Annotated in this window: 22 protein-coding genes and 1 pseudogene; 5 read left to right on the forward strand and 18 right to left on the reverse strand. The window is 66.2% G+C overall.

Features of this window, described 5'->3' with window-relative positions:
- Positions 1 to 52 precede the first annotated feature (52 nt).
- Positions 53 to 1,372: an HNH endonuclease signature motif containing protein gene (locus A5782_RS15600; protein ID WP_067101958.1), complete on the forward strand. Its 1,320-nt coding sequence runs from the start codon at positions 53 to 55 to the stop codon at positions 1,370 to 1,372.
- Here the strand turns inward: A5782_RS15600 and A5782_RS15605 are convergent.
- The 7 genes from A5782_RS15605 to A5782_RS15635 all read right to left on the reverse strand — a co-directional run bounded on the left by A5782_RS15605 (position 1,369) and on the right by A5782_RS15635 (position 9,764).
- The gene (locus A5782_RS15605) at positions 1,369 to 2,646 is read right to left on the reverse strand and encodes a hypothetical protein (protein WP_082942955.1); all 1,278 of its coding nucleotides are present in this window, start codon (positions 2,644 to 2,646) and stop codon (positions 1,369 to 1,371) included. The two genes, A5782_RS15600 and A5782_RS15605, sit on opposite strands and share 4 nt — an antisense overlap.
- A gap of 19 nt (positions 2,647 to 2,665) precedes the next feature.
- Complete coding sequence (locus tag A5782_RS15610) at positions 2,666 to 3,427, reverse strand: SDR family NAD(P)-dependent oxidoreductase (RefSeq protein ID WP_067101756.1); 762 nt, start codon at positions 3,425 to 3,427, stop codon at positions 2,666 to 2,668.
- On the reverse strand, positions 3,424 to 5,775 hold the full coding sequence (locus A5782_RS15615) for a CaiB/BaiF CoA-transferase family protein (RefSeq protein ID WP_067101759.1): 2,352 nt from the start codon (positions 5,773 to 5,775) through the stop codon (positions 3,424 to 3,426). Before A5782_RS15615 ends, A5782_RS15610 begins: the two co-directional genes overlap by 4 nt.
- Positions 5,776 to 5,794: 19 nt before the next feature.
- On the reverse strand, positions 5,795 to 6,763 hold the full coding sequence (locus A5782_RS15620) for an enoyl-CoA hydratase/isomerase family protein (protein ID WP_067101762.1): 969 nt from the start codon (positions 6,761 to 6,763) through the stop codon (positions 5,795 to 5,797).
- A 29-nt stretch (positions 6,764 to 6,792) separates the two neighbouring features.
- Positions 6,793 to 7,629 carry a mycofactocin-coupled SDR family oxidoreductase gene (locus A5782_RS15625; RefSeq protein WP_067101962.1) on the reverse strand — a complete coding sequence of 279 codons (837 nt, stop codon included), beginning with the start codon at positions 7,627 to 7,629 and terminating at the stop codon, positions 6,793 to 6,795.
- Complete coding sequence (locus tag A5782_RS15630; protein ID WP_067101765.1) at positions 7,626 to 8,831, reverse strand: cytochrome P450; 1,206 nt, start codon at positions 8,829 to 8,831, stop codon at positions 7,626 to 7,628. Before A5782_RS15630 ends, A5782_RS15625 begins: the two co-directional genes overlap by 4 nt.
- Before the next feature lie 249 nt (positions 8,832 to 9,080).
- Entirely contained in the window at positions 9,081 to 9,764 is a 684-nt protein-coding gene (locus tag A5782_RS15635; protein ID WP_067101767.1) for a TetR/AcrR family transcriptional regulator, read from the reverse strand.
- A gap of 220 nt (positions 9,765 to 9,984) precedes the next feature.
- Here A5782_RS15635 and A5782_RS27300 point away from each other — a divergent pair, with 220 nt between their 5' ends.
- Together A5782_RS27300 and A5782_RS15645 are read left to right on the forward strand one after the other, a co-directional pair.
- The gene (locus tag A5782_RS27300; protein ID WP_067101770.1) at positions 9,985 to 10,590 is read left to right on the forward strand and encodes a preprotein translocase subunit SecD; all 606 of its coding nucleotides are present in this window, start codon (positions 9,985 to 9,987) and stop codon (positions 10,588 to 10,590) included.
- Positions 10,587 to 11,425 (forward strand): annotated as a pseudogene (locus A5782_RS15645) (sugar phosphate isomerase/epimerase family protein). Before A5782_RS27300 ends, A5782_RS15645 begins: the two are co-directional and overlap by 4 nt.
- Here the strand turns inward: A5782_RS15645 and A5782_RS15650 are convergent.
- The 3 genes from A5782_RS15650 to A5782_RS15660 are packed head-to-tail and all read right to left on the reverse strand — an operon-like array spanning position 11,413 to position 15,260.
- The gene (locus A5782_RS15650) at positions 11,413 to 12,405 is read right to left on the reverse strand and encodes a Gfo/Idh/MocA family protein (protein WP_067101773.1); all 993 of its coding nucleotides are present in this window, start codon (positions 12,403 to 12,405) and stop codon (positions 11,413 to 11,415) included. The pseudogene A5782_RS15645 and the gene A5782_RS15650 overlap by 13 nt on opposite strands.
- A complete protein-coding gene (locus tag A5782_RS15655) occupies positions 12,398 to 13,633 on the reverse strand; it encodes an FAD-dependent oxidoreductase (RefSeq protein WP_067101775.1) in 1,236 nt (411 codons plus the stop codon). The genes A5782_RS15650 and A5782_RS15655 overlap by 8 nt, the downstream gene beginning before the upstream one ends.
- A 25-nt stretch (positions 13,634 to 13,658) precedes the next feature.
- Positions 13,659 to 15,260: an arylsulfatase gene (locus A5782_RS15660; RefSeq protein WP_067101965.1), complete on the reverse strand. Its 1,602-nt coding sequence runs from the start codon at positions 15,258 to 15,260 to the stop codon at positions 13,659 to 13,661.
- A 109-nt stretch (positions 15,261 to 15,369) separates the two neighbouring features.
- Here A5782_RS15660 and A5782_RS15665 point away from each other — a divergent pair, with 109 nt between their 5' ends.
- On the forward strand, positions 15,370 to 16,395 hold the full coding sequence (locus A5782_RS15665) for a nitronate monooxygenase (RefSeq protein WP_067101778.1): 1,026 nt from the start codon (positions 15,370 to 15,372) through the stop codon (positions 16,393 to 16,395).
- Between the two features lie 8 nt (positions 16,396 to 16,403).
- Here the strand turns inward: A5782_RS15665 and A5782_RS15670 are convergent, their stop codons facing one another.
- From A5782_RS15670 to A5782_RS15685, 4 genes are all read right to left on the reverse strand, one after another.
- Entirely contained in the window at positions 16,404 to 17,225 is an 822-nt protein-coding gene (locus A5782_RS15670) for a class I SAM-dependent methyltransferase (protein ID WP_067101781.1), read from the reverse strand.
- 31 nt (positions 17,226 to 17,256) lie between these two features.
- Positions 17,257 to 18,525 (reverse strand): amidohydrolase family protein, encoded by a 1,269-nt coding sequence (locus tag A5782_RS15675; RefSeq protein ID WP_067101784.1) that lies wholly within the window; start codon positions 18,523 to 18,525, stop codon positions 17,257 to 17,259.
- Between the two features lie 116 nt (positions 18,526 to 18,641).
- Positions 18,642 to 19,415: a class II aldolase/adducin family protein gene (locus tag A5782_RS15680; protein ID WP_067101787.1), complete on the reverse strand. Its 774-nt coding sequence runs from the start codon at positions 19,413 to 19,415 to the stop codon at positions 18,642 to 18,644.
- Entirely contained in the window at positions 19,402 to 21,024 is a 1,623-nt protein-coding gene (locus A5782_RS15685) for a class I adenylate-forming enzyme family protein (RefSeq protein ID WP_067101790.1), read from the reverse strand. Before A5782_RS15685 ends, A5782_RS15680 begins: the two co-directional genes overlap by 14 nt.
- A gap of 547 nt (positions 21,025 to 21,571) precedes the next feature.
- On the opposite strand from A5782_RS15685, the gene A5782_RS15690 reads away from it, so the two are divergent.
- Positions 21,572 to 21,907: an SHOCT domain-containing protein gene (locus tag A5782_RS15690; RefSeq protein WP_067101793.1), complete on the forward strand. Its 336-nt coding sequence runs from the start codon at positions 21,572 to 21,574 to the stop codon at positions 21,905 to 21,907.
- Between the two features lies 1 nt (position 21,908).
- Here the strand turns inward: A5782_RS15690 and A5782_RS15695 are convergent, their stop codons facing one another.
- The 4 genes from A5782_RS15695 to A5782_RS15710 form a co-directional block, all read right to left on the reverse strand.
- Positions 21,909 to 22,409, reverse strand: coding sequence for a hypothetical protein (locus A5782_RS15695; protein WP_067101796.1), 501 nt, complete (start codon positions 22,407 to 22,409; stop codon positions 21,909 to 21,911).
- Complete coding sequence (locus A5782_RS15700; protein WP_067101799.1) at positions 22,402 to 23,655, reverse strand: molybdopterin-dependent oxidoreductase; 1,254 nt, start codon at positions 23,653 to 23,655, stop codon at positions 22,402 to 22,404. Before A5782_RS15700 ends, A5782_RS15695 begins: the two co-directional genes overlap by 8 nt.
- Before the next feature lie 165 nt (positions 23,656 to 23,820).
- On the reverse strand, positions 23,821 to 24,561 hold the full coding sequence (locus tag A5782_RS15705; RefSeq protein WP_067101802.1) for an SDR family oxidoreductase: 741 nt from the start codon (positions 24,559 to 24,561) through the stop codon (positions 23,821 to 23,823).
- A 143-nt stretch (positions 24,562 to 24,704) separates the two neighbouring features.
- Positions 24,705 to 26,123 (reverse strand): acyl-CoA desaturase, encoded by a 1,419-nt coding sequence (locus A5782_RS15710; RefSeq protein ID WP_067101969.1) that lies wholly within the window; start codon positions 26,121 to 26,123, stop codon positions 24,705 to 24,707.
- Positions 26,124 to 26,138 lie beyond the last annotated feature (15 nt).

Genomic DNA, 26,138 nt, shown 5'->3' on the forward strand with positions numbered 1-26,138 from the left:
GTTTCGGGGTGTGAGTGTAGATCGGGAGGCCTTGTCGGCGGCTTTTGCGACCATCGACGCTGCCTTCGACGATCTGGTCGGGTATGACTGCGCCGCATTGGCCACCCGCGAGCAGTTGGCGATGCTCGAGCGCTGCGAGAAGGTGCGCCGCCGGTTGCCGGCCATCGAGCACCCGCTGATCAATTCCCTTGCCCGCCAGGCTTCATCCGAGGAGCTCGGCGGCACGCTGGCGCATGCGATTGCGGAGACGACGCTTATTAGCCGCTCGGAAGCGTCCCGGCGCATCAAGGAGGCGCGGGATCTCGGCGCGCGGCACGGCCTGAGCGGCGAACCGCTGGCACCGATGCTGGCCGCGACCGCGGCCGCGCAACGGGACGGCACGCTCGGCACCGGCCAGGTCGCGGTGATCCGAAAGTTCTATCACCAGTTGCCCGGCTGGATAGACGCGGCCACCCGCGAGCAGGCCGAGGCCAAACTCGCCAGGGAGGGAACCCGGTATCGGCCCGAGCAACTTGGCAAGTTGGCCGACATTCTGGCCGATTGCCTTAACCCCGACGGCACCTTCACCGACGAGGACCGGGCCCGGCTGCGCGGCTTGACGCTGGGTAACCAGCAAGCCGACGGCATGTCGCAGCTGCGCGGCTGGCTGACACCTGAGGCGCGTGCCACGTTCGAAGCGGTCTTGGCGAAACTTGGCGCACCGGGCATGTGCAATCCCGTGGATGACACCCCGTGCGTCGATGGCGCGCCCACCCAAGACGCCATCGAGCGCGACCCGCGATCGGCCGCCCAACGCCAGCACGACGGACTCAACGCCGCGCTCAGAGGATTGCTCGCCTCCGGAGAGCTAGGCCAGCACAACGGCTTACCGGCCTCAATCGTCGTCACAACGACGCTGCAAGAGCTGGAATCCGCCGCCGGACGCGGATTGACCGGTGGCGGCACCATGCTGCCGATGAGTGACGTGATCCGCCTGGCCCGCCACGCGCATCACTACTTGGCGATCTTCGACAAGGGCAAGGCGCTGGCGCTGTATCACACCAAACGCCTGGCCTCACCCGGGCAGCGAATCGTGTTGTACGCCAAGGATCGCGGCTGCTCGGCACCCGGATGCACGGTGCCCGGCTACTACTGCGAAGTTCACCACGTCACCGACTACGCCACCTGCCACACCACCGACGTCAACGACCTCACCTTCGCCTGCGGACCCCAGCACCGTCTCCTGCGACCGGGCGGCTGGACCACCCGCAAGAATGCCAGGGGTGACACCGAGTGGCTTCCGCCCCCGCATCTGGACCGTGGCCGACCACGCGTCAACACGTTTCACCATCCCGAAAAGCTGCTCCAAGACCGAGACGACGACGCGCCCTAGGCGACACGCCCTTCCTCGGCAAGCGCCTCGTCAAGCAGGTCACCCAGCGGGTGGCGCTGCCACAGCAGCAGCAGGTTCGACAGCATCTGCAGGGGCGCGCGCACACCCTCGTCGTCCCTGATCCGCGGGTCCATCCGACTGCTCGGCGCGACGCTGAAACGCTTGCGCATCAACACGGGTACGTCCAGCAGCCAGGCCACGCCCATCACCGCCGCATACAACAGGGTGTGCCGGCGCAGCCTCTCCGGCTCCATGCGCGGACCACCATAGCGATGAAACTCCGCGACGAACCGTTCCAGCAAGTCGTCGAGATGGGCATCCCACATTACGGTTTCGGCGCCGGACATGGCTCCCCACAGGGCCATGCCCAGGTTCATCTGGCTGACGCATCCCCAGTCCATCAGGCCACAGCGCAGGACGCCGTGGGTATCTCGCCAGAACCAGGCGTTGTCGATATTGGCATTCCAGTGGCACAGCGCGACATAGTCGGCATCGGTGGCCAGGTGGTCCGCGACCGCATTCTCGGACAGAGCCAGTCGGGGCACCTCGTCGGCCAAGCGCGCCAAGAACTCTGGCGAGCCCACGCCGTCGGGCACCAGCCCGGGGTGCGTTTCGATGAATTCGGCCAGCTGGTTGACCCGTCGTCCCAGTCTGTCCACGGACAGCGGTACCCGCTCTCCCACCGTTGCGGCCCGGACATCCAGCGGAAAGTGCGCGACCTGTGTCGCCGGCAGTCGACCGGACCGGTGCGTGCCGGCGAGCCGCGCCAGCGCGGTCAGCAGCGCACGGTAATGCTCGAGCGGCTCGGGCATCTCGTAGTCGAGGCACTTATGGTATTGACGTTCGATCCCGTTGGCCCCGAAGCGGATTCGTTCGGTGATCAACATCCCGGTGCCGGTTTGACCGTGGTAGTCGGCGAACTGCGGACTGGGCACCGCTATCGGGAATTCGGTCGTCCGTGCCAACGAGGCGAACCGGACCTCGGACTCCATCTGCGTCTTTCCCCGGTCGCGCACCGGATCCTCCAGATCGCGGGAGAACTTGACGAACAGCTCAGTGTGCAGATTTGGTGCGGGCCGGTCGTATTCGACCGACAGCACAACCTTGCGTCCCGTGCTGCCACCGCCGATCTCCCGGAAGTCGCTGAGCCGAACGACGCTGTTCTCGCCGAGCACTCCCGACGCCCGAAACGCGCTTGTCAGGAACGACGCTCCGCCACTGAGCAAGGACGCGGGGTCGGCCGGGAATGGTAATCCGTAGTGATCACCGATCACCCAATCCGAAGTCACGCCGCTACCACGTCTGTTCGGCCGAGCGCACCAGCATGTGATTGACCGCCACCCGGCGGTCACGCGTCACCATGAACAACACCGCATCCGCGATGTCCTCTGGCCGCAGCATGACCATCCCGGCCGTCTGCCGTTCAAACGCCTCCCGTGACGGTTCGGTCAGATGACTGAAGATCTCGGTGTCGACGGTTCCGGGGCCCACCACTCCCACCCGTACCCGCTTGCCGAGCACCTCTTGGCGAAGGCCCTCGCTGAACGCGTTCACGCCGAATTTGGTCAGCGAATACACGGCGGTGTTCGGCCGGGCCACCCACCCGGCGGTGGAACTGATGGTGACCAGATCGGCTACGCCGCGCGGCGAGTCGGCGGCCGCCTCGATCAGATGTGGAAGCGCCGCACGGGTGGCATAGAGCACCCCCTGCACGTTGACCGACACCATCTGGTCCCAGTCCCGCAGCGGCGCCTCGGTCGCGGGCGCCGACTGCATCAATCCGGCATTGTTCACCAGGATGTCCAGGCGACCCAACTCCGCGACGGTGCGCTGCACGGCGGACGCCACCTGCTCGGAATCGGTGACGTCGGCGGCCACGACCAGCGCTGTGCCACCGGTGGATTCGATCTGGGCTTTCAGTTCCGTCAACCGCTCGGTCCGGCGCGCGAGCAGAGCCACCGCCGAGCCCTGGGCGGCCAGCGCTTGTGCCGTCGCCGCGCCGATGCCGCTGCTGGCACCGGTGACCAGGGCCGTTGTGCGCGCCAGTGTCGTCATGTTCCGCCCATCGGTTGCGTGCCGAGTATCTCGTCGAGAACGTAGCCGGTGTCCTCGCCCAGGTCCGGTGCGCCGCGCGCGATCCGGGCCGGGGCGCGCGCCATCCGCCAGGACGGCCCGAGCACCGGTCGCCGGCCTTCGCGGTGATCAGTGACGAAGCGGTACAGCTCCCGATCCCACAGCCGTTGATCGCCGATCACATCCACCGCGGTGGCACTCTTGGCGGCCGGCACTCCGGCCGCCCGCAGGCGCTGCGCGAGGCGCTCCGCGTCCTGGCCTCGGGTAAGCCGGGCGAGGTCCGCGTCAAGCGCTTCGGCGTGCCGGTGTCGTGCGTCGCTCGTGGCGTAACGGGATTCGTCCGCCAGTGTTGCGGCGCCGAGCGCCTCGCATAACCGGCGCCATTCGGCGTCGGTCGCGACGGCGAGTGTCAGCCACGCGTCGTCGGCGCACGGGTAGCAGCCGTGTGGGCACATGTCCGGGTGGTTGTTGCCGCTGGGACCCAGACGTCGGCCGGTCAGGGATTGTTCCAGCAGGCAGTCACCGATCATCGAGGACAGGGTCTCTACTGCCGACACGTCGACGAATTGCCCTGCGCCCCTGAGTTCACGATGCAGCAAGGCCACCACGGCCGCATACGCGGCGGCCGCGCCGACCGTCGAGTCTCCGTAGCGCATGCTGGTCCCCAGCGGCGGCCCGTCGGGATAGCCGACCAGCGAGGCGGGTCCGGCGAGTGCGGCAAAGCATGGCGCGTAACCGGTTTGGTGACCCAGCGGGCCGTCGTTGCCCCACATTTTGATCGACACGGAGATGATGTCGGGTTTGATCTCGGCGAGCTGTTGATATCCCAGGCCTTGGCGTTCCATCGCGCCCGGGCGCAGATTGTTGATGACGATGTCGCTGCGGGCGATCAACCCGCGCAACCCCGCCATCCCGTCGGCCGACTTGATATCGAGGTCCACACTGAGGATCTCGGGGTTGATGCTCAAAAAATAGGGTGCATGGTTGATATTCGTGCCGCCGTAGGCGCGCATCTCCTCGGGGCTGTCGGCCGTCTCGACCTTGATGACTTCGGCGCCCAGCATGGCCAGCAGTTTTCCCGCGTACGGACCGGCCCACACCTTGGTGAGCTCGACGACGCGCACGCCTTCCAGCGGTCCACCCCGCGGATTCTTGGGTGGCTTGAGTTGCGCCGACTTGACCGCCGGACGCACGCGCGGGGTGTCGGCGCTTTCCATGACCGACCGGGTGTGCTGACCGAGACCCGGTGCGGCACTGGTGATTCGGGCGGGCGACGCGCTGAGCGCATACGGCACGGTGGGATACGCCGCAGCGCCCAGCACCGGATGCCGAACCCGCTGGAAGAAGCCGCGATGGCGGTACTGTGGCGAATGGTGCAGGTCCGCCGCGCCGTTGACGGGCACCAGGGGCACACCGAGCCGCTGAGCCATTTCCGAGGTCTGCTCCTTGGGTAGGCCTGCTACCCAGGCGGCGAAGCCCCGCTGAAACTCGGTGACCTTCTGTGCGGTGACGGAGAACTCCAGCCAGTCGTCCTCGAATCCGTCAAGCCATTCGGGTTGTCCCATCAGGGTTTTCACCCCGGCCCAGTGGGCCCGGCTGGTCATGTACAAGTAGACGAAACCGTCGGCGCAGGCAAAGAACGACGCCGGCCCCGCCTGATCGTAATCACCGCGGTCGCCGTCGGCCGGCACCTCGCCGGTAACGAGGCGGCCCAGGATGCAATCGGCGCGCGAGGCCAGCACGGCCTGCTGGGAGATGTCGATGAGCTCGCCCTGGCCGGTGTGCAGACGTCCGAACAAGGACGACGCGACGCACAGCGCCGCCTCCAGCCCGGCTTCGTAGTCGGCCAGAAAGCGGCCGGGTCCCTGCAGCGGCGGCTTGCCCGGATCCGGATGGCTCGGCGTGTGATATCCCCACCCGCTGGCGTGGAACACGTTGATGCTTCGGGCATTGTCGAATTCGGCGGCCACCCCGCGGCCGTACGGGGTGATGGCGCAGAAGACCACGGACGGGTGGCGCGCAGACCAGCCGGTGGTCCGGCCTTCGATGACCGCGTCGGCGGTGCCGATGAGCCGCTGCAGCCGCTCGACATCGGCCGCCGAGCCGAGATCGAGCACGACGGAGCGTTTGTTGGTGTTGAGGTAGGCGTACAGGGCGCTGCCTTCGCACCCGTCAGCAAGGATGGGCGCCATGGCGCGGGTCGCGCTGCCGCACTTCGGCGCCTCGATCTTGATGACCTCGGCGCCGAAGTCGGCCAGCAGCTTCCCGCAATACTCCCCCGCCACGGATTCGGCTAACTCGACGACCCTGACACCCGTCAGCGCGGACATGCACGCCCCGCCAAAACGGTCAGGGCTTCGCGCGACCCGAGCGGCTCAGGCGCCACTCCGGCGGGAAGTTCAAGTCGTTGTCCTTGACCACATTGTTGAGGCCCTTCTCGAAGGTGCCACCGGTGAGGTCGACCTCTTCCGCATCGTTCTTGATCATCGGCAGCATGCCCTCGACCATGCCGGTCAGCAGGCTGCCGAAGTACTCGCCCTTGTGCTGCTTGTAGAGTTCGAGGAAGGTCTTCTGCACCGCTACCGTGTCGGTCGGGCGCGACTTCGAGCATGCCAGTGCGTACTTCTGGGTCTCCGCCTCCAGCTTGTCGCGCGGCACCACGCTGTTGACGAAGCCGCAGTCGTACATCTCCTTTGCGCTGAAAGGCCTTCCGGTGAACAGCATTTCGGAGAACTTGCGCAGACCCATCGTCTCGGCCCACCACCACAGGCGCGGTCCCCAGCCCACGTACCGGAAAGCCGGGTGCCCGAACAGGGCGTCGTCGGAGGAAATCACCAGATCGGCGTCGCCGGCCTGATAGAAGTGCCAGCCATAGCAGTAGCCCTTGGCCTCGATGATGCTGATCTTCCGAAGCTCCTGCAGCGGACGGTTGCCGGCGCGGGCCTTGGCGTAGAAGTCGGTGACGGTGGACAGGTAGCGGTAGGTGCCACCCGGTGGGTACTTGACCTCATCGTCGTTGATCGCCAGCTCGTGATGCAGCGGCAAGCCGGGGTTCTCCAGCATTGGACGTTGCTCGGGCAGATCGCCGCCACTGCCGAAATCCTGGCCCTCGCCGCGGATCACGACCACCTTGACGTCGTCGTCCACGTTGCACTTGTGGATCAGGTCCGCGTAGTTATGCCGCATGCCCAGCGTCGTCGAATTGAGCTCTTCCGGACGGTTGAACGTGATATAGGCGATCCGGTTCTTCTTGTCCTTTTCGAACTTGATGTACTGCTCGGCTTCCTTCTTCAGCTTTTCGTAGTCGTATTCGGGCATGGGCTTCTTCTTTCACTGGGAGTTAGCGCCTATTTGAGCAAGCTGCCCGCGTCGACGGGAAGCGAAACGCCGGTGACATAACGAGATTCGTCAGAGGCGAGGAACAGGACAGCATTGCTGATGTCGGTGGCGTCCACCCAAGGCACCGGCAGTGTGTGCATCATCTGCGAGATGGGTGCGAAGTCGTCCGGTCCGGGGTTTTCCAGATCGGGGCGAAACAGCCGATAGGTGTTGTCGTTCATCACCATCGTGGTGCTGACCTGGGTGGGCAGCACGGCGTTGACCCGAATCATCTGCGGGCCCAGCTCGACGGCGAAGGCCCGCATCAGACCGATCACGCCATGCTTTGCCGCGATGTAGTGACCGGTGTTCGGGTAGGCCTTGCGACCGCCCACCGAGCTGGTGAGCACGATGGACCCACCGCGTCCGCCCGAAAGCACATGCGGTACACCCGCTTTGACGGTGTGCCACACACCGGTGAGGTTGATGTCGATCATGTCCTGCCACACGTTTTCGCGGATTTTGTGCAGCTTTCTCCCGTCGGTGCCCACGCCGGCGTTGGCGACGATGATGTCGAGGCGGCCGAGCTGTTCCACCCCGCTATCCACCGCCGCCTTCAGGGCGTCGTAGTCGCGGACGTCCACCTGGGCGGTCACGATGCGCCGGTCGAGGTTCTTGACCAAATCCGCGGTCTCGGCGAGGTCTTCCGGTGTCGAGTGGGGATAGGCCAGGTTCTCAATCGGACCACAGACGTCGATCGCGATGATGTCGGCGCCCTCTTGCGCCAGACGCACGGCGTGGCTGCGGCCCTGACCGCGGGCGGCACCGCTGACGAAAGCCACCTTGCCCTCGACCCGGCCCGTCATCGTGACACCAGCGCCGGCATACACTCCCAGCCCCGCACCGTGGAGGTCGGACTAAGGGTGGCACTGGTCAGGTCGACTTCCCACTCGGGGAATCGTTTCAGAATCTCCTCCAGAGCGATGCGGCCTTCCAGGCGCGCCAGCGCCGAACCCAGGCAGAAGTGCGTGCCCATGCTGAAGGTCAGGTGCGGGCGGACCGTGCGATGAATATTGAATTCACTTGCGTCGGAACCAAACTGGGCCTCGTCGCGGCATGCTGATCCGAGGAGCATCATCATCACGCTGCCTTCGGGAACCGTTTGGTCGTGCACGGTGACGTCGCGGGTCACATACCGCGACACGTGCGGCGCGGGCGGCTCGTACCGCAGTAACTCCTCGATGGCCTGCGGGACGAGCGTGGGGTTCGCGACAAGGTCGCGGCGCTGATCGGGGTGCTCGGCGAGAACCTTTCCGGACCAACCGATCAGCCGGGTTGTGGTTTCGTTACCGGCCCCGGCGACCACGTTGAGGTAGACCAGGATTTCTTCGCGAGACAGCCGCCGGGTGGTCCCGGTCTCGTCCACGAATTCGACGTTGAGGAGCTCGGTCATGATGTCGTCGGACGGATGCTCGGCGCGCCAGTCGATGTAGGCCTCGAACTGCTCACCCACGGACAGGCCGTGCTCGGCGGCGTCCATGGGCTTGCCGGCCTCGGTGCGCAACTGGGCGTTGCCGCGGTCGCGGATGTACTCCTGGTCGTCTTCGGGGATGCCGAGCAACATGCTGATGACCTTCATCGGCATCTGCGCGCCCAGATCGGTGACGAAGTCGAAGTGGCCCGAGCCCACCAGCGGATCCAGGAGTTGAGCGCAGAAGTCCCGGATCATCGGCTCGAGCGCGGCAATCCGGCGTGGGGTGAACATCCGCGACAGCAGTTTGCGGTGCACGTCGTGGATCGGCGGGTCTTCGAAGATCAACATGCCCGGCGGGATTTCGAGGTTGGCCTTGATCAGCTCGAGGATCGCGCCCCGCGCGGAGCTGTATGTCTCGTGGTCGACGAGCGCCTTGCTGACATCGGCGTAACGACTCACCGCGTAAAAGTCGTATTCGGCGTTGTAATAAAGCGGTGCCTCCTCGCGCAAACGCGCGAACATGGGATACGGGTCGGCGATCAGCCCGACATCGTACGGATCGAAACGAACATGGCTGTCGGTGCTCGCCGTCACGAAAACCCTCCTACCGCTGCACTTTTAGGTACCCGCATCACCTGCACCAGGGCTAGCGCTGCCAGCGTTGCAGCGCTGGATTCGGTCCGCGCGATTTATACACTCCGCTTAATTGCGTCGCTCTGACTGCTGCACAAGCTCCGCTGAAAACGGCGCATGAACGTGGGCTTACTCTATTCTCGTAGAGAACCATACAGCGGATGCCCTGGCAAGGGCCAGAGCCCGGTGCGCTGTGTCCCGCCGGCGTCCTCACCCGGACCCGGACGCCCCGCGGCGCAGTACCCGCAGACCACCGGCCTGGGTGAGCCGTCCCTTGTGCGAACTCTTCAATATCCCGGCGGCGATCGCCGAGAGGATTCCGTCGAGCTGTTCGGCGCTGTCGATGATCCGGTCACCATGGGCGAACCGTTGCAGCAGGCCATTGATGAACGTCAGCGTGACGTTGCTCAGATCCTCGACGACGGCCGGATCCAACTCCGCGCCGTGCGGCATGAGTTGCACCAGGATCTCCCGGTGCAGCTTGGTGAATTCGTCGGTGGCCTGCTGCAAAATCGCCGCCAGCGCAGGGTCACGGGTGGCCTGCATGGTCAGCTCGTATCGGGCCCTGGTCCGGCACAACTGCGGATCGCTGCCGGCTTGGATGACGACCTGTGACAACCGCGAGGGTGCGTGATCCCCACCGTCGGCATCAGAGCTGTCCGCGATCGACTGCAGCTCGGCGAGGTCGAGCTCGGCCGAGCGCTCGGCCACCGCGCGCAGCAGCGCCGAGCGGGTGCGGAAATAGAACGACGTCGTGCCGTCCGGCACACCGGCCCTGCGGTCGACCTTCAGATGGCTCAAGCCCTTGGCCCCGTCATCGGCCAATAACTGGATCGCCGCATCGCATAGGTCGCGGCGGCGCTCGGCGGGATTGGGCTTTCGTCGTCTATCCATGTTTTCTTAGATCGCGACCCTACTCTATATTCGTAGTGTCAGTAAAGGGGTGCGCCGCCGCGCGCTCGGCGCACCGCATGTGTGCAGGCCAACCCGCTCCGTGCCCCTAGCCCAGGCGTGCGATTTCAACGGCTCGCGCAAAAGGGCGCCAAAGGAATTGCGGTGCAAGAGTTCCCGTCGGACGTGGAATCAATGACCCTGCGGGTAGAGTGTATTGGAGATGATTCACCGTCGATTCAGCGCGCGTCATGTCGCCGCCTGGCTTGGGTCCCTCGGTCTGCTCGCCGCGCTGATGTGTGGCTGTCAGCAGACACACAAGCCTGCGCCGTCCAACTCGTCGACCACCCCGCCGCCCAGCACAACGGCGCCGCCACCTCCACCACCCCCGCCGGTGGTGAAGATCGCACCGTTGCCGGTTCGGCCGGTGACGAAGTCACAGCCAACGACCCCCGCCGTAAAGTGCCCGGCCACGGATCCGAACGCTGTGAAGCCGATCGACGTCCTCACCACCTGTGACATCGGGCGCACCACCGTCTATACGTTAGGCCCCGAGACCATGCAGCTCGGGCTCATCCACGTGGACCCACCGAAGTCGTTGACCGCGGACTATTACGAACTGACGCTCGTGCTGGATCCGCCGTCGGCCGCCGCGTGGGCCGAATTCACGGGCGCGCACCTGCAAGACCACATGGCCTTCCTCCGGGACAACCTGGTCCTGGAAGCGCCGATCATCGAACAACCGGCCACGTCCGGGCGGATCGTCCTGACCACCCAAACAGCCCAGGGCGCGGCTCAATTGGCCCAACTGGTGGGCCGCCCCGCATGACGCCAACGGGGCGTCCGGATCGCCTCGGCATCGGCATGCTCAGCGTATTCGGGTTGCCCCCAATCGAGTTGGTGGATCTCGCCGCGGATCTGGGGTGTCGCCACATCTCGGTCGCCGTGCAGGGGATGCCGCTGGTGCCGCTGGGCTATCCCCCTTTCTCTTTGAAGGAGGACGCCGGGCTTCGGAAAGGCCTGCTCGCCGCGATGGGCCACCGAGGGGTGAGCATCTCGCTGGGTGACGGGTTCCTGGTGCTGCCCGGCGCCGAGGTGGGCGCGCTTCGCGGCGACCTCGACGCGTTGGCCGACCTCGGTGTTCCCCGGATCAATGTGGTCAGTGTGGCCCCGATCTTCCCCGGACCCTTGACCAGTTCGCCGCACTGACCGAGCTTGCCGCACAGCGCAATATCGGTACGGTCGTCGAACCGGTTCCCGGCCTGACGATCGGCGACGTGACCGCCGCGCTGGCCGCCAGACAATACGTGGGACGAAGCGAGTTCCGGTTGTTGATCGATACCATGCATCTGGTGCGCTCGGGTTCCGGCGCCGCAGAGTTGGCCGCCATCGATGCCGATCACATCGGCTACGCCCAGCTCAACGACACCACGCTGCGGCCGCGCATGGACAACTACATGGAGGAGGCCATGTTCGAGCGCATGGTTCCCGGTGAAGGCGAGCTCCCCCTGCATGCCCTCCTTTCCGCGCTTCCCGGTGACACCGTGCTTGAAATCGAAGTTCCCAGACGGTCCTTGGCGCTGGCCGGGGTGAGCCCGATAGACCGACTACGCCCGTGTGTCGAGGCCGCACGCCGCTTGTTGTCGGACGTTCAGGCCGGGTAGCGCAGCGGGAGGCCCGCGGCGCGATAGATCGCATCGATGACGGTCATGTTGTCGAGCGCGTCGTGCGGAGTCGTCTTGACCGGCTCGCCGCGCAGCACCGCCGCGGCGAACGCGTCGAGTTGATAGGCGTAGGAAGACCGACGCCCCAAGCGTTCCGCCCGTTTGCCCTGACGCGACCGCACCGAGAGCCGATGAAAAGCCTGCGGCAGCACGGGATTCAAGATGCGTAGCTCCCCATGTTCCCCCATCACCCGGGCGCTGATCTGCAGCAGGCGCGGCGACCACATCGAGCATCGCACCCGGCCGGTGTGGCCCGCCGGGAACCGCAAGTCGGCCGTCATGGCCCGGTCGACTTGCGGGTCACGCAGTTTGGCTTGTGCCGAAACGACTTCCGGGGACTGCCCACCGAACGTGCGGGCCATGTGCACCGCGTAGCAGCCGGCATCCATGGTCGCCCCGCCGGCAAGCGCGTAGTTGTAGCGGATGTCGGAGAACTTCGGCAGGGGGAAACACAGCGCGGCCTCCACGTGCTGCAGCGTGCCCAGCTCACCCGAGGAAATGATTTCCTCGGCTCGCAGCGTCAGTGGGTGGTAGCGATAGTGGAAGGCCTCCATCACCACCCGATCCGAATCGGCTGCCAATTCGGCGATTTCGCGCGCCTCGGCCGCGTTGGCGGCGAACGGCTTTTCGCACAGCACATGTTTGCCGGCTGCCAGCGCGGCCCGAGTCCAGCGCCCGTGTAGGCCGTTCGGCAGCGGGTTGTAGATGGCGTCGATGTCGGGGTCGGCGATCAGCGCCCCGTAATCGCCGTGCGCGCAAGCGATGTCGTGTTTTGCGGCGAAGGCCTGCGCACGCGCCACATCCCGGGCCGCCACCGCGGCGACGACGACCTCGGAGTTGTCCTTGGCCGGATCGATCAACGCCATCGGGGCGATGCTGGCCGCCCCCAGGATGCCGATCCGCACCGCGGGCTTAACCATTGCGCCCCTTGGGTGTTCGTCGAGCGAATGCCGGTGCATGTTCGGGCCTGACCCCGACACCGACGAAGTAGGCCGGCATCGCCGACAGCCACGGCAGCCGTCGCACCACCTTGAGGAGCAGCGCGGGCGGCGTGGGATCCGCACCACCAAAAACCCGGCGCAGCAGTACGGTCTGCAGCACTCGCTGCGCCGTCTGGGTCAGCGCGGCGGGAAGTAAGCGGCGACGGCGGACGGCGGCCAGGTCGCTTTCGGTGACGCGATGGCACCGTAAGGGTTCGGCTAGCAGGGTCGCTGCGGCGACGGCGTCCTGGATGGCCAGATTGATGCCGACCCCGCCCAGTGGGGACATCGCGTGCGCCGCATCGCCGATGCAGAGCAGCCCGTCGGTGTGCCAGCGACGCAGCCGGTTCACCCGCACGTCGAGGTGCTTGACGTCGTCCATGGACTGCAGGGCCGCGACCGAATCCGGCATATCCGGCAACAGCGCGCCGAGGTCACGCCGGAACGCCTCGATACCGTGTGTGCGCAGCTGGGCGTCGGTGCCCTTGGGCCCCAAGTAGGCGATCTGGTTGTAGCCCTCGCGCGGGATCACCGCCAGCGCCTTTCCCGGCCCCATCCGGGGCAGGAAGGAATGGTCGGCATTGCCTTGGCGCGGCAGCTTGAACCACCAGACGTCGAAGTTCACCGGGTATTCGTGTGCGCTGAGCCCGGCATCCTGGCGCACGGTCGACCACCGGCCGTCACAGGCGACGGTTAGTTCGGCCCGCAGCTCGCCGGGTCCGTCGACCCCTTCGTAGCGCACTCCGGTGACTCGGTCGCCGTCGCGCAGCAGGCCGGTGACCTCGGTGCTCATCCGCAAGGTGAAACTCGGTTCGGCTTGGGCCGCCTCGGCGAGCAGGTTCAGCAGGTCCCACTGCGGCACCATGGCGATGTATTGGTGCGGGTGTCGGAGCCGCTCGAAGTCCAGGTAGGTCACCGAGTGTCCGTCGGATTCCCAAGTGCCCCTGCGGAGCTTGCTGTACGGCAGTTCCGCGAACCGCTCCCCCAGTCCCAGCTCGTCGAGCAACTGCAGCGTCGTCGGATGCACGGTGTCACCACGAAAGTCACGCAGGAAGTCGCCGTGCTTTTCCAGCAGGGTGACCTCGATGCCGGCCCGGGCCAGCAACAACCCGAGGACCATGCCCGCCGGGCCGCCGCCGACGACCGCGCACGTCGTTGTCTCGACCATCAACGCCCAAGCATAAGCAGGGTCGTCAAAGTTGTACGTCGTACACGGAGATGGGGTCCAGGATCACGCCCGTTTCCTCGACGTAGCGTTCCCACAGCGCCAGCAGTTCGGCCAGCTTGTCGGGGTGCGCGGCGGCCAGGTCGTCGATCTCGCCGGGGTCGGAAGCCAGGTCGTAGAGCTGCCAGCTGCCCGGACCGTACGGCGCCGGCAGATAGAGCGCCTTCCAGTCGCCCTGGCGGATGGCACGGCGGCCGAACAGCTCCCATCCGGTTCCGGTGTCGGCGTCGTGCACGGTGTCCGCGGCGCCCGTCAGATAATCCACGAGTGAGCGACCGCGCATGGCTGCCACCTCGCGGAGGCGGTAGGACGTGCCCGGGTGGGTGGCCCCTGCCAGCTCGAGCAGGGTCGGGGCGATGTCCATGACGGTGCTGAACGCGGTGCCGATCTCCTGTTGCCGGGCAAAGCCCGCCCAGGTGACGAAGCCGGTCACGCGGATCCCGCCCTGCGTGGTGAACGCCTTGTGCAACCGCGACGGCGCGGTGGCCGCTTGCGCCCAGCGGGGGCCATACCAGATGAACGACGTGGGCCGGCCGAGGTTGTCCAGGCTGTTGTCGCAATGCTTCTCGATCTGCGCGGCGATCTGCGGACCGCGCAGCGGCATCGCCTCCACGATCGCGCCCTCGGCGCCGTTGTCGGACATGAAGATGACGACGGTGTTGTCGAGTTCGCCGCTCGCCGAGAGGTAATCGATCACCCGGCCTACGTTGTAGTCCATCCGGTCCACCATCCCGGCGTAGACCTCCATGCTGCGGGCCGAGAGCGCGCGCTGTTCGTCGGTCATGTCGGCCCACTCCGGCGCACCGTCGGCCACCACCGGATGCGCAACGACGTCGGGCGGACACAGACCGAGCCGCCTGAGCGCGGCCAGGCGCTCCTCGCGCAGCGCGTCCGGCCCGGCGTCGTAGCGGCCGCGATATTTCGCAACGGATTCGTCGGGCGCCTGCAGGGGCCAGTGCGGAGCCTGGAAGGGCAGATAGGCGAAGAAGGGCCGGTCATCGTCGGGGGCGCGCTCGTCCAGATACCGCAACAACGTGTCGGTATAGGAGTCCGACGAATAGAAGTCGTCACCGACGGTGACGAAGTGGTCGTCTTCGGTGTAAAGCGTTGGCACGGGCGAGAATCCCCGGGCCTCCGAGCCGCCGTAGTGGCTGGCGCCGGCTGGGAGCAGAGCGAACGATCGCTCGAACCCGCGTGCCCAGGGCGAGGTCTCGATGGTGGCGCCCAGGTGCCATTTGCCCGACATCAATGTCAGATAGCCCGCGTCTCGCAACAGTTCGGGCAACGCGACGACCCGGTCGTTCAGATAGCCCTCGTACCCGGGGGCACCGCGGAATTCCGGGGACGCGACCTCGAGCATGGTGCCGATGCCGGCGATGTGGTGGTCGGTCCCGGTCAACAGCATCGCCCGGGTGGGCGAGCAGGCCGGGGCCGAGTGGAAATCGGTGAGCCGGATCCCGGCGTGGGCCAGCCGATCGAGGTTGGGCGTCTCGATTTCGCCGCCGAATGCGCCGATGTCGGAGAACCCGAGGTCGTCTGCCACGATCACGAGGAAGTTGGGGCGCGTCACGCTCAAGCATCCTGCCAGGCCGGTCGCCGCGGCGGAATGCTGCCGCACCGGCTCGGCGCCGATAATGTCGAGGCAGGCAGCGTTTACCGCAGCGGATCGGCGAAAGGGCATGGAGATGTTGGCGCAGTTTGGGATGTCCATTCCTCTGGTGGCGGCCCCGATGTCGGGCGGCCCGACCACCCCGGCCATGGTGTCGGCCGCGACCCACGCGGGCGCGCTGGGTTTGCTGGCGGCGGGATACAAGACCGTCGAGGCCGTCGAGGCCGAGATCAAAGCCGTTCGCGCGGAGGGAATCCCGTTCGGGGTCAACGTGTTCGCCCCCAATCCGGTGCCGGTCGATCCGCAGCGTTACCACGCCTACGCGGCGATAATCCAGGCCGATGCCGATCAGTTCGGGCTGACGCTGCCAGCGGAGCCCATCGAGGACAACGACAGATTCGACGAGAAGGTCGCGCTGTTGCTCGACGACCCGGTTCCCATGGTGTCGTTCACTTTCGGTATTCCGCCGCGCGATGTGATCGCCGCGCTGCAACGGGCCGATAGCGTCGTGGTTCAGACGGTCACCACGGCCGACGAGGCGGCACAGGCACACGACGCCGGGGTCGACATGCTCACCGTGCAGGCGGCGGACGCGGGCGGCCATTCCGGCACCCTCTCGCCGCAGCGGCCGTTGACGCCCGTCCCGATCGTCGACCTCGTCCGGCAAGTCGTGGCGCGGGTGCCCCTGCCGGTGATGGCTACCGGTGGCCTGGCCACCGCCGCCGCGGTCGCCGAGGTGATCCGCGCGGGCGCGACCGCGGCCGCGGTGGGCACCGTGCTGTTGCGCGCCACCGAAAGCGGCGCTTCGGCCACTCATCGGGCGGCCCTGGTCGATCCCGCGTACACCGAGACGGTGCTGACCCGGGCCTTCACCGGCCGCCCGGCCCGCGGCCTGCGCAACGCGTTCATCGACGCCCACGAAGCCGAAGCGCCGCCGGGTTATCCCGCCATCCACTACCTGACCAGCCCGCTACGCAAGGCCGCGGCGGCGGCGGGCAAGCCGGACTACGTTCACCTATGGGCCGGCACCGGCTATCGGCACGCCACCGCCGAGTCCGCTTCCGACATTCTGCGTCGGCTGGCATCCGACCTGTGATCGAGTAGTCAGTATTCGAACCGGTTCAGCACGTCGTAGCTGCGGCCGGCCGTCACCCACATCAACGTGTAGATCAACCGCACGGCGGGCGATGGGATCTTGTGGTAGCCGGCCAGCGCGGATGTCTGCTCGAGAAACCGCAGCCGGGAATTCCAGGTCGCGATTGCGCGCGCGTCCCGGATGCCCCACTTGATGATGCCTCGGGTGAAGACCTTCGACAGCAGCGGCGCAAGGGCCGACAGGGTGTCGAAATGCATTTCCCCGCCGGCGAATCGGTCGATCAGGCTCTGCAGCAACCGCCGGACTTCGTCCTCGCGCAGGTACATCAGCAGGCCCTCGGCAACGATCAGCGTCGGCCGGCCGGCCGGGACTCGGTCGAGCCACTGCAGTTCGGTCACCGACGAGCCGATCATCCGGTAGGTTTCGGTGTCGTCGTAGAGCTTGCGGCGTAGCCCGATCACACTCGGCTGATCGACGTCGAACCACAGCACCGACGGCGGTACGGCCAGCCGGAAGACGCGGCCGTCGAGGCCGCAACCCAAATGCAGCACAATGGCATCCCGATGGCGGGCAAGGAAGTCGGCGCACCAGTCATCGAGTTGTTTGGCCCGCAACGCAACCAGGTACTGATTCGAGGCGGGCAGCGACATCCGGTGAATTCTCTGGAAGTCATAGTCGATGCGGTCCACCGCGTCGGCAGCCGCTTTGTCCCCCAGAATCGGTCGCTCCGAACGACTTTCATGGGCACGCAGGTACAGGGTGACGAGGTTCGTCCATTCCACCGAACCCCAGGGCACGGAACTGAAGTCGACTTTGTCCATCGCGGTCATGGCCTTCGGCGGGTGGCGTGCGCGGGCACGGTTAGAACGCGTCGGGATCGTGCTGCACCGTGGCCGGGACCGGGTGCCGGTACAACCGAGAGGCGTTCTGCCAGCTGAATTTTCGGATGACGTCGGATGGCAGATCACCGATTTGTTCGTGGATGGTTTGTTGGGTGTGCGGCCACGTCGAGTCGCAATGCGGGTAGTCGGCCTCCAGCATGATGTTGTCGACGCCTATCCGGTCACGCTGCACGAAGGAGGACTTGTCCTCGACCGCGCAGAACCAGAAGTTGCGGGTCAGCACCTCCGCGGGGGTCAGGGGCTCACCGAGCGCCTGCCAGGTGCCGTACATGGCGTGATAACTGAGCATGTGGTCGAGGCGATCGAGCAGCCCCGCCACCCAACCGATTCCGCCCTCGGACAGGCAGATCTTGAGGTCGGGGAACCGGCTGGGCAGTCCGGAGTACAACCAGTCGACCGCCGCGGAAATGGCGTAGGCGAAAAACAGCACACCCTGCACGTCCGGCGGCGCGTCGGGGGTGGTGGACGGCGACGACCCCGACGATCCGATGTGCAGGTTCACCACTGTGCCGGTCTCGGCGCAGGCTGCCATCAACGGATCCCAGTGGTCGGTGTGAATGCTGGGCAACCCCAGCATTGCGGGATTCTCGCTGAACGTCACGGCGTGGAAGCCGCGCTCGGCATTCTCGCGGATCATCTTCGCGCCGAGTCCGGGATCGAGCAGCCACGGCAATTGACATGGAATGATCCGGTCGGGATATGACCCCGCCCAGACCTCGAAATGCCAGTCATTCCAGGCCCGGACCGAGGCCAGTGCCAGGTCGCGGTCGCCGGTCACCTGCTGCAGCCGTTGCCCGGCGAAGCCCGGCAGAAACGACGGAAAGTTCAGCGAGGCGTAAATGCCGTTGAGGTCCATGTCCTTGACACGCGCATGGATATCCCATGCGCCCCTGCGCATTTCGTCGAATCGAACCGGCTCGAAACCGTACTCCGCCACCGGTCGTCCAACCACCGCGTTGAAACCCACGTTGGGCAGTTCCTTGCCGTCATAAACCCACGTCTGTCCCCCGCTGTCGGTCTCGACGACTTTCGGCGCCCGGTCGGCGAACTTGCGGGGCAGACGGCCGGTGAACGTGTCCGGGGGTTCGACGATGTGATCGTCTACCGAGATCACCGTGTAGCGCCGCGGCGCCCGGGGCGGATCCGGCAGAAAGGTGACCGAACGCTCCGTGCCGGTCTTCGCCGTGGTGAAGCTCAGGTCGGTGGCCAGCTCGTCGATCGATTTCACTCGTCAATCTCCTTGCGCAGCGGCGTCGTTGGGTGTGACGCGACGGCTTTCAGTGTGCGGTGGCGGCGACGTTTGTCGGCGTGTCGCCGCCGTGGGTGCACACTCGAGGATGCGGTTCACGTGAGCACGCCGGGATCGGCCTTGATGGTCATGCGTGCCGCGCCGGCCCAGTACACCTCGGCGGCCCGTTCGATCAGCGAGCGCTGCATGCCGGCCATGTCCGACCACTGCATCGCCACCGGATCCTTGCCGGTGAGCATGACGTCGTAGGCCAGCTTGCAGACCCGTTCGATCGATGCCGCGCGGTAGACGGCCTCGGGCAGGTTGCGGCCGGTCGCGATGACGCCATGATTGGCCAAGATCGTCAGGTTGGCGCCACCGATGCGGGCCGCGAGTTCCGCGGCACGATCGGGGCTGTCGATTTCGCCGTCGTAGGCGTCCACCAGGCGCAGGTCGTCGAGGAAAAGCGACCCGGTCTGGTGCAACAACTCGGGCAGTCTGCCCAATGCGGCGAGCACGCAGACGTAGTACGGGTGGTTGTGGATCACCACTCGGGCGTCGTCGCGCACCCGGTGCAGTTCGGTGTGGATGTGGATGGCCGGAGTGACGTCCCAGCGCCCGCTGACCACCTGCGCGTCGCCGTCCACCACGCAGATATCGGATGCGGTGATCTCCTGCCACCACAGTCCCCACGGGTTGACGAACATGTCGGTCCGTCCGTCGAGCTGCCAGGTGATGTGCCCGGCCATGTTCTCGGCGAACCCGATGCCGGCCAGGTGACGGAAGGCGATGGCCAGCGCCTGCTCGTTGCTGAGGTCGGCGCCGATGGGCGGCACCACCGACGGTGCCCAGACTTCCAGCCCGCCACGCCGTGCGTCAGGAGCGTTCATGACCAGCCTCCATTCTGGCTCCAATATCCTCGCGCAGCCGGCCTTTGGCTATTTTTCCGCCGGATGACCGGGGCAGTTCGTCGAGTACGATCAGCCGCTCGGGCAGCAGTTCTTTGGAAACTCCCAGCGCCAGCAGGTGTTCGACGAGTCCGGGCAGGTCGAGGGCGGCGGAGTCGGTGAGTTCGGCGTAGAGGCAGACCTTTTCGCCGAACACCGGGTCGGGCATGGCGACCGCCGCCGCGATCGCGATCGCGGGATGGGTCATGACGGCGTCTTCGACCTGGCTTGCGCTGATGTTCTTGCCCCCGCGCACGATGAAATCGGACGTACGCCCGGTGACCCGGAGGTAGCCGTCGGCGTCGATTTCACAGATGTCGCCCATGCGCATCCACCCGTCGCGGGTGAACAGCTTGTCGTGGTCGGTGCCGCCGAGGTAGCCGAGGCTGGTCGCCGGACCGCGGCAGGCGGGCTGGCCCCGCCCCGTGTCGGTGACGTCGCGGTCGCCGTCGAACAGCCGGACCGACATTTCGGGGATGAGGCGACCGGCGGTGCGCAGCCGGTGGTCGCGCGAATCGTCGACGGTGGTCGCGCTGAGCATCCCAGTCTCGTTGGAGCCGTAGAACTGCAGTATCTTGGCCCCGGTGAGTTCCTCGAATTCGGCCGCGGGCCGGTACGGCAGTGCTTCCCCGCCGGTGTAGACGACACGCAGCGAACTCAGGTCGTGTTCGCGGCTGGCCGAGTCCGCCATCAGCATGGTCAATTGTGTGCTGACGCAACACAATACGGTGACCTGGTGCCGAGCTATCGCCTCGCAGGTGGCTCTGGTGGTAAACCGCTCCACGATCACCGCGGTGGCACCGAGGTAGATCGGGGTGGTGTGGCTGGTCCACAGCCCGAACCCGAACGGGGTGGGTATGACCGGCAGGAACACCTCGTCCGACGTCAGCAGCCCGTTGGCGACGGCCTTCCGGTGGAAGTAGTGCCAACGGTTCTGGGTGTGTACGACGCACTTGGGCAGCCCGGTGGTCCCCGACGTCGAATTGATCAGGAAGACGTCGTCGGGGCCGAGTTGGGAGCCGGCCGCCAGCGCCTTGGGCTCGGCGTCGACATCCAGGCGAAGCACCCCGGCGTCGCGGCTCAACACCACCGGAGGCACCCGCAATTCGTTGGCCACTTCCGCGGCGGCCCCGCTGCGGGCCTGATCGCTGATCAGGATTTTCGGCCGGCAGCTACGCAGGATGGCCGACACCTCGCGGATGCCGGCGCGCGCGCCGACGCCGATGACCACCGCCCCACAGCGTTCGATCCCGACGAACAGCACGTGAATGGCGGCGGAGTCACCGTGCCATACCGCCACCCGATCACCGCGGGCCACGCCAAACCCGGCCAGTGTCTCAGCCAAATTAGTTGCTGCACAATCGAATTCATGCCAGCTGAACGACGCGCCGCCATGGTCGAGATAGGCGGGCCGATCCGGTGTGCGTTCGGCGTTTCGGCGTACCGCGTCCGACAGCGTCGAATCGCTCCACCAGCCGGCGGCACGAAACCGGGACGAGTCCTCGTCGGTGAATGCCGGCGAGCCCACGGTTTCCAGCCCACCGGTGCTCATCACCAAATGATAGGAAAGCCGTCCGTGGTTTCGGCGCTAGGGATTCGGCGGGGCGGGGACCGCATGCTGGCCGTTGTCGATATTCGGGCGGCGGGGGTGCGGTGAAGGGCAGGTGACGTTGCGAATGCACCCGCAATTGAGGCCGATGATGCAGCCTCCTCCGCCGACGGGTTGCACCGGCACGGCGCCGCCGGCCGGAGCCGGCGGCGCCGGTGTCACGACCGATGAAGTGGCAATGGTCGCCGGTGCACCGCCGGAAGAGAAACCAGCCGTCAAGACAATCGCCGTCACGCATCCGCACAGCGCGGCTCGCGTCTTGGCGTTTGGGCTCCCCACCGGCCCAACAATAGTTGCTCGTCAGTAGATGCGCAGGTCGCGCGGCGGACTACGAGCACACTCCAAGGATTCTGCAAGGCGTTCGCCGCAGGGTTACGTGGCCCCAGAACTCACGAACTTGGGATCGGTAGCGACGCAGGAGGTTTGCAGTTGCCTCGGGACGCCGAAAAAACTTGGTACCTGTAGCGAAAGACACGGAGGATTTCCGCACATGAAAAGCAAGGTCATCGTGCTCTCAGCCGGCGTGGTGGTCTCTCTATTTCTGGTTGCGCGCTATTTCGCGCTGAGCCGGGCAGGCGTGCCGCTGGGTTGGATGCTCTATCTGGGCCTGCCGGTGACGGGTGCCGGCGTGTTGTTCGCGCTGCGGCTCCTGGATCTGGGCGACGGGTGGGGCACCGGGGCGGACGCGTTGGCGCACAGGGATTCTTCTGTCCACCCGCCGTCACCGTCGGAGCGGCTGCAACAGCTGGAAAACTTGTATGCGCAAGGCGCCGTTTCCGACAGCGAGTACCGGGCCCGGCGTCAGGACATCATCTCCGGCAGCTAGGTCAGCGCGGCCGGGCCGATCGGCGCACCATGGCCACGCGGGCGGCGTAGATCCCGGCGCTGACCGCGAACAACGCCGCCGTCAACAGCAGCCACCGACCGAGAAACGGGTCCTGGGTCTGACCGGTAGCGGCCCGGTAGGTGGCGGCACCCTGCCTGACGATGCCGGGAAGGAACACCAGCAATGTGAGGCCCGCTCCCAGCGCGGGCACTCGAAGGTAATTGAGCACCGGCACACCGGCGTCGGTGCGCGCCGGGGACGGCTCGGCGCCGCTGCGTGACAATAGCCGGTCGGCGCAGGCGTAGACCGGAAACAACACCAGGTCGTGGGCGACGATCGCCGCGGCGAACCATACGATGATCGACTGCCACCAGACGTGCGGGTTCCACAGCGCGTCCGGTCCGATGACGACGATGACATAGCCCAGCAGTGCGAAGCCGGCGATCATCGTCAGCAAATGCAGCGGTTGGGATCCGTAGATCCGTGCGAATGCGCTACGCATGTGCGGCCGTAAAGGCTATGGAGGCCACCCATTTCGTGTTGTGCACACCCGGTAGCGCGGGCACGATGATGCGCGCGGGGAAGCCATGGTCCGGGGACAGGTCGGCGCCATTCACGCGCAGCGCCAGCAGCGCGTCCGGGTGCAGCACCTGGTTTCCCTGCAGCGTCGCGCCGGCGAAGGCGCCGGAGCGTTCCAGCGAGGACACATGCGCTGATTGCGGTGCGGGCACGCCGGCCAGCCGGGCGAGTTCGGCCAGGCGCACGCCGGTCCAGATCTGAGTGGTCGACCAGCCTTCGACGCAGGCGATCGGCAGGACGGCGGTGTGCTGTGGCATGGCCAGCAGGGCCACACGGTCCAGCGCCACCGGTCGCGGGCCACCGTTCAGGGTGAGCCGCCAGCGCCCCGCTGTGTCCCGCGCGGAGATCCCGGCCGCGGCCGCGGTCCGGTTGACCTCGAAGCCGTTGGGTCCGTCTCCGGGTCGGCGCCCGCGCGGCAGCAGCAAGGCGGCGGCCCGGGTGTAACCCCCCAACGTCTGACCGGCAGTGATGAAAGTCAGGAAAAGGGCCCCGCCACCCACCAGCGTCAGCGCGCCGCGGCGGCTCATCGTGGCCGGGCCGGGGTGAGCGGCGGCGAGCCCGTCGGGCTGCCACGGCTCGGCTTTGGTGTCGGCGCGCCCGGTGCGCAGCACATCACGCAGTGACAGCTTGTGCAGGCCGGCCCACATGCGCGGGCTCTTGATCGCGACGTGCATGACGAAGCCGGTGATGAACACCCACGCACCGAAATAGTGCGCGGTGTAGAAGCTGAATCCGAAGATGTAGTCGTACTGGATGTTCAGCACGCCGGTCACGATCTCGAACAGGATCCCGCCGACCAGCATGAGCAGCGAAACCCGTTCCAGCAGTTGGGCAATCGTTCGCACCGGCGGCCACGCGAACAGCCGGGGAATCACCGACCACAGCTTGGCCAGCACCACCGGGATCAGGATCAGTCCCAGCCCGACATGAAGTCCCTGGGTCAGCCGGTACAGCCACGGCGGATTGGTGGGCCAGTCGAAAATCGGAAGCTTGAGCCAGCCGACGTCGCCGGGGATGGCTTGGCCGAACCGCGGCCCGTAGGCGATGTAGGACAGCAGGCCGGTGAGGATGACAATCGGCAGCGTCACCAGCAACACCGAGCCGAACACCGACGTCAGCCATAGTCCCCGCAGCGGGCTGCGCCACAGCCGGGCGAAATGCCCGCGCATCTGTGTCGTCGCTTCGATGTCAGCGGAAGCGGGTCTGCCGGTCGTCCGCGTTGGCTTCATTCGCCCCTAACCCGCACTCAGCGACCACGTCTGCCGTGCCATCAATGATCATTCACGACAAAGCGGCGGCCGTGGTTCAAATCGAGCGCTTGCTATCGAAACTCCCTACCCCTGCACGGTGGGACGAATGGTGATGTCGCCGATCTCGATGTCGGGCGGCTGTTCGATGGCGAAAGCGATGGCGCGTGCCACCGCCGCCGGCGGCAGACCGAAGTCGGTCATGTTGCGCCGGATCTGCGCACGCACCGCCAGGTCGTCGATGGAGCTGTCCAGTTGGGTGTTGACGAATCCCGGTGAGATCGAGGTGGTCCGGACGACACCGTCGGTCGATTCCTGCCGCAGGCCCTCCATCAACGTGCGAACGGCGTTCTTGGTGGCGGCATACATCGCCATGGTGGGGACGATCTTGAGCCCGGCGGTCGACACCGTCGTCACGAAATGGCCGCTCCCCTGGTTTCGAAACACCGGCAGGGCCGCGGCAATCCCGTGCAGCACTCCGCGCAGGTTGACGTCGATCATCGCCGACCATCCGTCGACATCGAGATCGGATATCGGCCCAACCTTGCTGATGCCTGCATTGCTCACCAGGACATCGAGGCGACCGAACTCGTTTGTCGCCACATCGACGAGCCGTTTCACATCTTCACCGCGCGTGACGTCGGTCGCGCGGCTCGCAACGCTCCCACCGCTGTCACGTATCTCGCGGGCGATGGCATCGAGGCGCTCGATCCGGCGCGCGCCCAGCACCACCCGGGCACCGCGCTCGGCGAGCAGACGCGCGGTCGCTTCACCGATGCCGCTGCTTGCTCCCGTGACGGCAACGACTCGTCCTTCGATGCCCGTCATTGCGCTCCCTGCGTCGGCCCGAATCGCCTTGCGGGTAACGCTACTCAGGGCCGAACAGACGCGCGCCGAACGTGGGTCTTACTTACGGGAAGCGCGTTCGGCGCGTCCCTAGGCCCCACCCTCGGCGCAGAGTGGGTGCGGCGTCAGTCTTTGCCCCGCGGCGGCGGCTGCACCGAGACACCGGTGGATTCGTGTTCCGGGCCCGCGGCCGGGTGTTCGGCCGGGACACGGTCACGGAACCGCGCACCCTCGCTGGGCCGCTGCGCCGCCGGCTGGCCGCCCTGGCTGCGGTATGGCCCTGCCTTGCGCCGGGGTTTTCCACCGGGAAATGCCAGCCGAAGGATGGTGCGCTGCACCATCAGCCACTGCTTGGAGAACGGGCCGGAGTTGTACGGCAGCTCATAACGCTCGCAGATGTCTTTGACCTTCGGCGCGATCTCCGAGTATCGGCTGCTCGGCATATCCGGATAAAGATGATGTTCCACTTGATAACCCAGATTGCCGCTGATGACGTGGAACAGCGGGCTGCCCTCGATGTTCGCGGCGCCAACCAACTGGCGCAGATACCACCCGCCGCGCGTTTCGTCCTCGACGTCTTCCTGGCTGAAGGTGTAGGTCTGGTCGGGGAAATGGCCGCAGAAGATGATCGCGTTCGACCACACGTTGCGGATGACGTTGGCCACCGCGTCGGCGCCCAGGGTGCGCAGGTAGGTGCTTTCCACCCCCGGCAACACCTTGTCGGCGAAGTTGGCGGTGGCGCCCAGCCGTCCCCTGCTCGACACCCGACGAAGCGCCCTGCCGAGGCGCGACTGCGCCGGCTGGCTGATTCTGCCGCGTGCGGCCAACTGGACGAGCGCGAAGGCGCCCGCGCTGATCAGTGGCCACCCGAGATAGTCCTTGAAAATCTGTGCGCGCGCCTTGACCCCGATACCTCTGAGATCCTCGCGCACCTCCGACCATGGCTTCTGGCGCGTGCGGATGGCATCGATGTCCATGTCATGGATGGCCACGCCCCACTCGAACAGCAGCATGAGCAAGATGTTGTACAGCGGCTGGAAGAGATACCGCGGGTGCCAACTTTGATTCGGGTCGATCCGCAGCAGCTCGTAGCCGAGGTCTTTGTCCTTGCCCAAGATGTTGGTGTAGGTGTGGTGGATGTAGTTGTGTGAGTGCTTCCAGGCTTCGGCGGTCGACGCGGTATCCCAGTCCCACACCGAGGAATGGATATCGGGATCGTTCATCCAGTCCCATTGCCCATGCATGACGTTGTGGCCGATCTCCATGTTCTCCAGGATCTTGGCCATTCCTAGACAGGCCGTGCCCAGCACCCATGCGGTTTTCGAGCGCGACCCGAGCAGCAGCACCCGGCCAACCACGACAATCTGGCGCTGTACGGAGATGACCGTCTTGATGTAGTGCCGGTCGCGTTCGCCCAAATCGGCGAATACGTCGTCGTGAATCGCGTCGAATTCCTTCGCGAGTTTCTCACGTTCTTGTTCGCCCAGGCGGGCAAGCAACTCGCCCCCGGTGGTTTTCGCGGCAGTTTTCGCGGCAGTTGTCACGGAGCCGCTCCTTTC

The organism is Mycobacterium sp. 852002-40037_SCH5390672, from assembly GCF_001665875.1.
GTDB lineage: Bacteria > Actinomycetota > Actinomycetes > Mycobacteriales > Mycobacteriaceae > Mycobacterium.

What these genes read in the sequence shown, in the direction of transcription:
- A5782_RS15610 (WP_067101756.1), bottom strand. Translation starts at nt 3,427, where the DNA reads ATGACGACACTGGCGCGCACAACGGCCCTGGTCACCGGTGCCAGCAGC.
- A5782_RS15615 (WP_067101759.1), bottom strand. Translation starts at nt 5,775, where the DNA reads ATGTCCGCGCTGACGGGTGTCAGGGTCGTCGAGTTAGCCGAATCCGTG.
- A5782_RS15620 (WP_067101762.1), bottom strand. Translation starts at nt 6,763, where the DNA reads ATGCCCGAATACGACTACGAAAAGCTGAAGAAGGAAGCCGAGCAGTAC.
- A5782_RS15625 (WP_067101962.1), bottom strand. Translation starts at nt 7,629, where the DNA reads ATGACGGGCCGGGTCGAGGGCAAGGTGGCTTTCGTCAGCGGTGCCGCC.
- A5782_RS15635 (WP_067101767.1), bottom strand. Translation starts at nt 9,764, where the DNA reads ATGGATAGACGACGAAAGCCCAATCCCGCCGAGCGCCGCCGCGACCTA.
- A5782_RS27300 (WP_067101770.1), top strand. Translation starts at nt 9,985, where the DNA reads ATGATTCACCGTCGATTCAGCGCGCGTCATGTCGCCGCCTGGCTTGGG.
- A5782_RS15650 (WP_067101773.1), bottom strand. Translation starts at nt 12,405, where the DNA reads ATGGTTAAGCCCGCGGTGCGGATCGGCATCCTGGGGGCGGCCAGCATC.
- A5782_RS15655 (WP_067101775.1), bottom strand. Translation starts at nt 13,633, where the DNA reads ATGGTCGAGACAACGACGTGCGCGGTCGTCGGCGGCGGCCCGGCGGGC.
- A5782_RS15665 (WP_067101778.1), top strand. Translation starts at nt 15,370, where the DNA reads ATGGAGATGTTGGCGCAGTTTGGGATGTCCATTCCTCTGGTGGCGGCC.
- A5782_RS15670 (WP_067101781.1), bottom strand. Translation starts at nt 17,225, where the DNA reads ATGACCGCGATGGACAAAGTCGACTTCAGTTCCGTGCCCTGGGGTTCG.
- A5782_RS15680 (WP_067101787.1), bottom strand. Translation starts at nt 19,415, where the DNA reads ATGAACGCTCCTGACGCACGGCGTGGCGGGCTGGAAGTCTGGGCACCG.
- A5782_RS15685 (WP_067101790.1), bottom strand. Translation starts at nt 21,024, where the DNA reads ATGAGCACCGGTGGGCTGGAAACCGTGGGCTCGCCGGCATTCACCGAC.
- A5782_RS15690 (WP_067101793.1), top strand. Translation starts at nt 21,572, where the DNA reads ATGAAAAGCAAGGTCATCGTGCTCTCAGCCGGCGTGGTGGTCTCTCTA.
- A5782_RS15695 (WP_067101796.1), bottom strand. Translation starts at nt 22,409, where the DNA reads ATGCGTAGCGCATTCGCACGGATCTACGGATCCCAACCGCTGCATTTG.
- A5782_RS15700 (WP_067101799.1), bottom strand. Translation starts at nt 23,655, where the DNA reads ATGCGCGGGCATTTCGCCCGGCTGTGGCGCAGCCCGCTGCGGGGACTA.
- A5782_RS15705 (WP_067101802.1), bottom strand. Translation starts at nt 24,561, where the DNA reads ATGACGGGCATCGAAGGACGAGTCGTTGCCGTCACGGGAGCAAGCAGC.